This is a genomic window from Halomonas sp. (genome assembly GCF_034520545.1).
Classification (GTDB): Bacteria; Pseudomonadota; Gammaproteobacteria; order Pseudomonadales; family Halomonadaceae; genus Halomonas.
This window is the reverse complement of record NZ_JAXHNN010000002.1, coordinates 394,791-401,714: the sequence shown is the minus strand read 5'-3', so window position 1 is coordinate 401,714 and position 6,924 is coordinate 394,791. Positions and strand designations below refer to the sequence as shown.

Here is a 6,924-nt window from a genome sequence, read left to right as displayed (position 1 = left end):
TTCGGCGGGGTATCAGCTCCCTGACAGCAGATGGCATGCTGGTAGCAGGGGGCTTTGTCGGAACAAAGACGCCCCGAGCCTCTTGTCGCTCATGGACGGTTAGTGTCCCTGCGCGCTTCGTTCTTCACTTCACCCTCCTTGACCTCATAGTCGCCCTCCAGCACCTGCTGCTCCCGGTCGCCGGCATTGCGCCCCGCGTGATAGCGGGTCTCACGGTAGTGGACAGAGCCATCCACGTCCTCGGCCTGGTCGGCGCGCATCTGCTCCATGCGCTTTTTCATGCGATGGCGCAGAAAGGGCATCATCGCCCAGCCGATGAGCAGGAAGAACAGCCCCAGCACCATGGCGACGATCATCATGACGCCGAACAGCAGCCAGGTGAGCAGCAGCTTCAGGCCGCCCAAGGGACCTCCGGCGCGGGTCTGACGGGCGCGTGCCTGCCACTCTTGGGCGGCTCGCCAGGCGGCGTTCTGGCGTGGGTCGTGACGCGGATCATGGGGGTCGGGCATGAAGGACTCCAGTGTTTCGGAAGGGGCGACGGCTCGGCCGGCGCCCCGTGAATGACTGCCCTTTGGAAAGCGCGCGGAGCGCTTCGTTCCGAGGATGGGTCAGGAGGCGATCAGGCGCCACAGCGCGGCGGTCAGGATTCCGGCGGTAATGGCCGGCAGCGGCTTGCGTAGTGCCAGCATCACCCCCGCCGTAGCGACCAGGGCCATTCGGGCTCCGCCGTCGCCATGCACGGCCATGGGGGTGATAACAGCCACCAGCACCGAGCCGGCCATGGCGTTGATGAAGCGCTCGACCCGCGGGCCGATGGGCACCCGTGCCATCACGAAGACCCCGCCGGCGCGGGTCAGGTAGGTGACCAGTGCCATGATCACGATGGCCAGCAACACTCCGCCCTGGGTGGCATCCAGCGTCATGAGTGGCCCTCCTGGCGTGGCTTCGGAGGCAGCAGCAGGCCCACCACGCCGCCCGCCAGTGCCCCCACGATCACATGGGCATGGGGCGGCAGCCAGGCCATTGCCGCCAGGGCTGCCAGGGCCGCTGCCCCCCAGGGCAGCAGCACGCTGAGGTCGCGCTTGTCGCCCACCAGCATGGCCAGCAGGAAGCAGCCCATGATGGCATCCAGCCCGAAGCGTTCGGGCTCGCTGATGCCGCTGCCGAAGGCCACACCGAGACCGGTGCCGATCATCCAGGTGCTCCACAGCGCCAGGCCGCCACCGACCAGGATGCCCAGCCGTGAGGCCGTGGTTCCCCCAGTCATGGCCATGGCCCAGTTGGCATCGCTGAGCAGAAGCAGGCTGGCGTAGCGACGCCCGCTAGGCAGGTCGCGCAGGTGGGGGTAGAAGGCGGCGCCCATCAGCAGGTGGCGGGCGTTTATCGCCAGGGTGATAGCCACCAGCGGCAGCAGTGGAATGGTATCGCCCCACAGTTCCAGGGTGGCGAACTGGGCGGCCCCCGCGAAGACCAGGCCGCTCATCAGCAGGGTCTGGACGGCGGAAAGCCCCTGCTGCAGGGCCGCTACTCCGAAGGCCAGTCCGAAGACGATCACGAACAGCGACAGCGGCGCCATGCGCCGGAAGCCCTCGACGAGATGGCCAAGGGTCGGACGTGAGTCGCGGTCGGTGGTCATGAGCGCCATATCTCGTTAACGATCTCGTAGCTTCTCAGCCGGTCCTCGGCGGCGTAGACATCGGTGTTGAGCATCAGCTCGTCAGCACCGGTCAACTCCAGGAAGCGTTCCAGGCCCTCTCGCACGGTCTCGGGGCCGCCGATCACCGCGGCCCCCAGGAACTGCTCCACCTGGGCCTGTTCCCTGGGCGACCAGTCCAGCACTTCTACCGGCGGCAGGGCCTTGATGCGCTGGCCGCGGATCATGCCCAGGAACTTTCGGCGCGCCGTGGAGGCCAGGTAGTCCGCCTGTAGGTCGTTCTCGGCGGCGATCACCGGCAGGCCGACCATGGCATGAGGTGCCGAGAGGACCGCCGAGGGCCTGAAGTTGTCGCGATAGAGCTTGAGTGCCTCGAACAGCTGGGCAGGGGCAAACTGGGCGGCGAAGGCGAAGGGCAGCCCCTCGCGAGCCGCCAGGCGGGCGCTGAAGTCGCTGGAGCCAAGCAGCCACAACGGCACCTTTGTGCCCTGGCCGGGGACCGCCCGTACTCGCTGGCCTGGCCGCTCGTCGTCGAGAAAGCCCTGCAGTTCGGCCAGCCGCTGGGGGAAGTCATCGACGCCGGCATGGGGGTCGCGGCGCATGGCGGCCATGGTGGGGCCGTCGGACCCCGGCGCGCGGCCCAGGCCCAGGTCAATGCGCCCGGGATAGAGGGTCTCCAGGGTGCCGAACTGCTCGGCCACCACCAGCGGCGGATGGTTGGGCAGCATGATGCCGCCGCTGCCCACCCGGATCCGCTCGGTGGCGCCGGCGATATGCCCGATCAATACCGCGGTGGCGGCGCTGGCGATGCCCTCGATGCTGTGGTGCTCGGCCAGCCAGTAGCGCGTGAAGCCGAGCCGCTCGGTGAGCCGGGCCAGCGCCACGCTCTCGCGAAAGGTGTCGGCGATGGTACCGCCTTCGCGGATCGGGGCCAGGTCGAGCACGGAGAGGGGCGTGTCGGCGAGTCGTGACATATTGTGAGGAACTCCGGAAACAATTAGCCTGCTGAGTTTCTACGCCTGCTTCGTGGGGCCGTCAATGGCCTGCCTTCGTGGCCGCATTCACGGCTCTGTTATCATCCTCGCCGATCAACCACACGAAGCAAGGAGTCATCGATGGCCAGTCATGGGGGACAGCGAGTCTTTATCGCCTCACTAGGGATCATCCTTGCCATCGTGATCGTGGGTGCGGTTTTCCCGGAAGCAATTGGCGGTTTTGCGGAGGTCGCCCTTGATGGCACCACGCGTCTCTTTGGCTGGTTCTACCTTTTCTCACTGTTCAGCGGTGTGGTCCTGCTTGGCTGGCTGGCCTTGAGTCGCTACGGCAAGATTCGCCTGGGCCCTCAGGACAGTCGGCCGGACTACGGCTTCTTTTCCTGGATCAGCATGTTGCTGGCTGCGGGCTTCGGCGTGGGGCTGGTGTTCTACGGCATGGCGGAGCCCATGACCCACTACATCGATCCTCCCTACGGTGACGTGCCGGCCGAGAGCATCGCGGCGGCGCGCCATGCGATACAGTACAGCTACTTCAACTGGGGGGTTCACCAATGGGCGGCCTTCTCGGTGGTGGGGCTGATCATCGCCTACTTCCAGTTTCGCAAAGGGCAGGCCGGCCTGGTGTCGTCGGTGCTCTCCTCGGTCACCCCTCAAAAGTCTCGATTTCACCCTCTTATCGGCTGGCTGGACGTCTTCGCCGTGGTGGCGACGGTGATGGGTGTGGCTACCTCCCTTGGGCTGGGCGTGCTGCAGATGAACGGTGGGCTCAACGCCGTCTTCGGTCTACCCGAGAATACCCTGTGGCAATTCATCATCCTGTTCGTGATGTTCCTGGCCTACATGGCCTCGACCTGGGTCGGTCTGGACAGGGGGATTCGGCGTCTCTCCAATCTCAACATGATTCTCTGCATCGGCCTGATGCTCTACGTGCTGGTCACCGGCCCCACGGTAGCCATCCTCGATACCATCATTCTCGGATTTGGCGACTATCTGCAGAACTTCATCGGCATGAGCTTGCGCACCACCCCCTACAGCAACGATGCCTGGGCCCAGGAGTGGACCCTGTTTTACTGGGCCTGGGCCATTGCCTGGTCGCCCTTCGTCGGTACCTTCGTGGCGCGGGTCTCGCGCGGGCGCACCATCAAGGAGTACGTGGTGGGCGTGCTGCTGGTGCCGCCATTGCTGGCCTGCCTGTGGATCGGTGTGTTCGGCGGTGCCGCCATCAACATGGAACTCGGTGCTGACGTGGGCCTGGCCGCCGCCACCCAGGACAACATCACCGTGGCTCTGTTCGAGATGTTCGAGCTGATGCCCTTCACTGGGGCGCTGTCGGTGGTGGCGATGCTGCTGATCTTCATCTTTCTGGTCACCTCCGCGGACTCTGCCTCCTATATCGTGGCGCAAATGACCGATGCCGGCTCCATCAACCCACCGCTCTTCAAGCGGGTGGTATGGGGTGTGTTGATAGCCGCCATCTGCCTGACGCTGATCGTTGTCGGCGGCCTGACCGGCTTGCAGTCGGCCTCGGTGCTCGCGGCGCTGCCCTTCTCCCTGGTGCTTTACGGTATGGCGGCAGCGCTGATCCGCACGCTTCAGCGCGATCATCGCTCCTTGCTGACCCAGCTCTATCGCCGTCATGGTGAGATGCCAGTCGGGGCGGATGCCTTCGAGGCCGAGTCCCTGGGCGAAGAGGAGCGGCTGCGCCGCTTGCCCAGCGAGACCAAGCGGCGCGTCAACAGCTGAACCGGTCCATTGGAGGCGATCACGGTCGATGGGCGGTGGCCAGCCGCCGCGGCAGGCCGTAAGCTCAAGGAACAATGGTGAAATCGGACTTCGACCATGACTCTCATCCGCGCCGACCATGGCGCACCTCGTCGCGGTGCCACCCGTCGACGGCGCCGCCGGCTCGATTGGGCACGCTTCGATCGCTGGCTCGACCGGGTGGTGGTCGTGGCGGTCACCATCGCCGTGTTGGTGGGCATCGTGGCTCTGGTCCTCACCCTGCTTTTCTAGCCATGTATTTTTTGACGAATAAAGGATGGTCAGCCCCATGCTGGGATTCCTGCAGGGATTTTCCTATGGCCTCTTCATGACCTGCCTGCCGTGGTTGCTGGTGGGGCTCGCCAAACCGCGCCTGGCGGTGCCGGTCGAGCCACCTGGTCGCCTGCAGGTCATCCTGCGCTACGCCCTGGTGGTGCCTTTCATCAGCATGCTGCTGTGGCTGACCTCGCTGTGGGGTGGCTTCGGGCCCACCCTGATGGGCTGGCTCGCTGGGCTGGTGGCGATTCCGGCGACGCTGCCGCTGGAACGCCGGCTGCGTGGTTGGCTCGCTCGGCGGCGTGAGAAGCGCCGGCAGGCGGGGCTGGCGGCCGAGGCGGCGCGACGCCGTGCGCAGCAGCAGCGCGATGCCCACGAAACCGACCTCGCGGAGCTCGACCCGGCTCGGCCTCCGGCGGATGCCGACGACCTGGTGCTGGCCCTGTGCCGGGCCAAGCAGGCCTTGATCGACGCCCAGCGCCCTGATCTGGCGGTCCAGGCCGACCGCGTCTACAGTCGCTATCGCCACGTGCTGGGCGTACTGGGCGGCCGCTTCGACAGCGGCGAGCTGGCCTTCGCCCGCGCCCGCGGGCTGGTGGTCGAGGTCTGTCGCGGCGTGGTGGATACTCTCGACGCCATGGCCTCCCAGGCCCGCAGTGTGGCCAACGTGGACGGTGACTTCGTGCGGCGTCGGCTGAGTCGAGAGGGCCGGCAGCTGGGCACGGAGGAGCGTGCCGCCCTGGTGCGGCGTCTGGAGCTGCTCGAGGAGACCGAGAAGGGGCTGCGTGAGCTGGCGGCGCGTAATGAGTCGGCGCTGACCGTCCTCGACGACACGGCCGTCTCCATGGCGCGCATCGAGACCGGACGCCCCCAGGCTTCGGTCACCACCGAGCAAGCACTGGCGGAGCTGCGCCGCTTCGTCTCCCGTGCCGACCGCTACGGACGCGGCAAGTAGTGAGCCCGTTCCTTCACACGCCCATATCCGATTCTTCGCGAGGTGCCCATGAGCCAGCAACCCGAACGCGATTCTCACCTGTCGCTGCCCAAGGTGGAAGAAATCGCTAGTCAACTGGATGGAGACGTGTCGGATAGCAGCCCAGACGATGTGTCGCTGGCGGCCCAGGCCGATACCTTCGTCGACGAGCTGGTTGCCGGCGGCGATGCGGACGCCTTGGCGCGCCAGCGACGCGCCATCGATGAGCTGGGGCTGGAGCTGCAGCAGCAGGCCGCCCACCAGAGCGCCATGCTGCAGACCCCGCTGCGCCAGCTGGCCCATCAGGGGGATGAGGGCGGCCCCGTGGCCAAGGCCCTGGTCGACCTGCGCGGTCGGATGCAGGAGCTGGACCCGTCTCGACACCGCCTGTCGCCGGGTCCGCTGGATCGCCTGCTGGCGCGTCTCCCGGGTGCCGGCAGTCGCCTGCAGCGCTATTTCCAGAAGTTCGAGACGGCCCAGCAGGCGCTGGATGCGATTATTGCCGACCTGGAAGCGGGGCGTGACATGTTGCATCGCGACAATCTCACCCTGAGCGATGACCAGCAGTCCCTGCGCGAGAGCCTCGTCCAGCTGGATCGCCAGGTCGCTCTGGGACGGCTGATCGACGAACGGCTGCAGGCCGCCATCGCCCGCCGTGACGAGGAAGACTCCCAGCGGCGCTTCCTCGAGGAGGAACTGCTGTTCCCGTTGCGCCAGCGTATCGTCGACCTGCAGCAGCAACTGGCGGTGAGCCAGCAGGGCGTGCTGGCGCTCGAGGTGATCATTCGTAACAACCGCGAGCTGATGCGTGGCGTCGATCGCGCCATCAACGTGACCGTCTCGGCGCTGACCGTGGCGGTCACCGTCGCCCTGGCCATCGCCAATCAGCGGCTGGTGCTGGATCGCGTCGAGGCGCTCAACACCACGACCTCTGAAATCATAGGTGGAACCTCACGAGCGCTGCGCCAACAGGGTGTGGACATCCAGCAGCGGGCCTCGTCGGCAATGCTCGACATGCAGGCACTTGAGGAAGCCTTCGGCGAGGTGATGGGGGCCATCGATGACCTCTCTCGCTATCGCCGCGAGGCCTTGCCCAAACTGGACGAACAGATCGACCGGCTGGCGGCCCTGGCCGGCCAGGGCAATGAGGCCATCGACCGCCTGCAGCGCGGTCGTGATGGGCAGGATACCGCCGAACGCGACCGTCACGACTGACCCTTCAACGCGCGGACTGGGCTATGCTGCTTCAATGCGTCGGGTTCGGC

8 protein-coding genes are annotated in these 6,924 nt (G+C 66.3%); 4 read left to right on the top strand and 4 right to left on the bottom strand.

Annotated features, from left to right (window positions below; translation table 11 throughout):
- Window positions 1-89 precede the first annotated feature (89 nt).
- The 4 genes from U5L98_RS01930 to U5L98_RS01915 all read right to left on the bottom strand — a co-directional run bounded on the left by U5L98_RS01930 (window position 90) and on the right by U5L98_RS01915 (window position 2,628).
- Entirely contained in the window at window positions 90-509 is a 420-nt protein-coding gene (locus U5L98_RS01930; RefSeq protein ID WP_322556661.1) for a hypothetical protein, read from the bottom strand.
- Window positions 510-608: 99 nt separating this feature from the next.
- Complete coding sequence (locus U5L98_RS01925) at window positions 609-923, bottom strand: AzlD domain-containing protein (protein WP_322556660.1); 315 nt, start codon at window positions 921-923, stop codon at window positions 609-611.
- Window positions 920-1,645, bottom strand: a complete 726-nt coding sequence (locus U5L98_RS01920; protein WP_322556659.1) for an AzlC family ABC transporter permease — start codon at window positions 1,643-1,645, stop codon at window positions 920-922. The genes U5L98_RS01925 and U5L98_RS01920 overlap by 4 nt, the downstream gene beginning before the upstream one ends.
- Entirely contained in the window at window positions 1,633-2,628 is a 996-nt protein-coding gene (locus tag U5L98_RS01915) for an LLM class flavin-dependent oxidoreductase (protein ID WP_322556658.1), read from the bottom strand. The genes U5L98_RS01920 and U5L98_RS01915 overlap by 13 nt, the downstream gene beginning before the upstream one ends.
- Window positions 2,629-2,769: 141 nt before the next feature.
- Here U5L98_RS01915 and U5L98_RS01910 point away from each other — a divergent pair, with 141 nt between their 5' ends.
- The 4 genes from U5L98_RS01910 to U5L98_RS01895 all read left to right on the top strand — a co-directional run bounded on the left by U5L98_RS01910 (window position 2,770) and on the right by U5L98_RS01895 (window position 6,874).
- Window positions 2,770-4,392 (top strand): BCCT family transporter, encoded by a 1,623-nt coding sequence (locus U5L98_RS01910; RefSeq protein ID WP_322556657.1) that lies wholly within the window; start codon window positions 2,770-2,772, stop codon window positions 4,390-4,392.
- Window positions 4,393-4,488: 96 nt separating this feature from the next.
- Complete coding sequence (locus U5L98_RS01905) at window positions 4,489-4,662, top strand: hypothetical protein (protein WP_322556656.1); 174 nt, start codon at window positions 4,489-4,491, stop codon at window positions 4,660-4,662.
- A gap of 37 nt (window positions 4,663-4,699) precedes the next feature.
- Window positions 4,700-5,641, top strand: a complete 942-nt coding sequence (locus U5L98_RS01900) for a cobyrinic acid a,c-diamide synthase (protein WP_322556655.1) — start codon at window positions 4,700-4,702, stop codon at window positions 5,639-5,641.
- A gap of 48 nt (window positions 5,642-5,689) precedes the next feature.
- Window positions 5,690-6,874 (top strand): toxic anion resistance protein, encoded by a 1,185-nt coding sequence (locus U5L98_RS01895; protein ID WP_322556654.1) that lies wholly within the window; start codon window positions 5,690-5,692, stop codon window positions 6,872-6,874.
- The last annotated feature ends 50 nt before the right edge of the window (window positions 6,875-6,924 follow it).